At 74.2% G+C, this 1144-nt stretch carries 1 protein-coding gene; it reads right to left on the bottom strand.

Going from position 1 to position 1144, the window contains the following annotated elements:
* Positions 1–152: 152 nt before the first annotated feature.
* Complete coding sequence (locus J0670_RS38425) at positions 153–890, bottom strand: C40 family peptidase (protein WP_207817402.1); 738 nt, start codon at positions 888–890, stop codon at positions 153–155.
* Positions 891–1144 lie beyond the last annotated feature (254 nt).

Genomic DNA, 1144 nt, shown 5'->3' with positions numbered 1-1144 from the left:
CCCCGCCCGGCCGACCTCTGAGCCCCGGCCCGCCGACCTCCGGCCGATCTCCGAGCCGGCCGCACCGGCTGAACCGGCCGAACCCGCCCTCGGCCGACAGCACACGAAGCGGGCGCCCGACCCCGTCGGCCCGGGCGCCCCGCACCGACGCGCTACGGCCGCCCCATGTACGCCGGGTAGTAGCCGCTGCTGATCCTGGAGATCCGGACCCGCGTCCCGGGGTGAGCGGCCTCGACGTACCGGTTGTCACCCAGGTAGATCGCCACGTGCTGGATGCCGCGCTTGGTGCCGTTCGGCGACCAGAACAGCAGGTCGCCGCGGCGCAGCTCGCGCGCGCTGATCGGCGTGGTGGCCGCGTACTGGTCGTTGGCGATCCGCGGCAACTTGATGCCGCCGCGCCGGAAGGACTGCTGCACCAGGCCCGAGCAGTCGTACCCGTCCGGCCCGTTGCCGGCCGTCCGGAAGGGCTTGCCCACCTGGGCGAGCGCGTACTGCACGGCGGTCTCGACGTTGCGGTCCACCGCGACCCCGCCATTGGCCGAGCCGTGGGAGGAACTGGACCCCGGCCCTGCGGAGTGGTCCCCGGTGCGCGCCACGTACACGTCGTAGTGCGTGGTCCAGCGCCACTGCCCCTGGCTGTTCTTGTACCAGTACCGGGAGCCGTCCCACCCGGCATGCGCCGGAGCCCGCTCGGCGGCCGCGGGACTCACACCGGTGCCGAGGCCGATCACCCCGGCACCGACCGCGACCACGGCCGCCATGCCTATCCCCCGGCGGACCCGCGCGGCCCGCGAGGGGCGGACGGGCCCGCCGGAGCGGTCGGCGACGGGCGCGTGCCGCCCGGTCGGTTCGTCGGCGGCTTCCGTCGCCCCGGTGTTGACGGTGGTCATCCTGCTGACTTCCTTCACTGCTGCGAACGCACTGCTGCGAACGGCCGCCGGACGGGCGGCTGCGGAGACTGCTGCGGACACGCGGTACGCACCGGCGGCGCCGGTACGTACGGCTCGGCAGGGACCCGCCCGAAACGCCGCGGCCTCCGGCCGTACGACCGGAAACCACGGCGTCTCACCCGCGGATTCAGTTCTGCCTGCGTGTCACGTTAGGCACGCGTCCGCTCACGGCGCGCAGTGGAGTGCGCCAAAGG

The sequence above is a fragment of the Streptomyces sp. FH025 genome, from assembly GCF_017427025.1.
Lineage (GTDB): Bacteria > Actinomycetota > Actinomycetes > Streptomycetales > Streptomycetaceae > Kitasatospora.
Note: the sequence above shows the minus strand (reverse complement) of the source record. Positions and strands in the feature narration are given on the sequence as shown.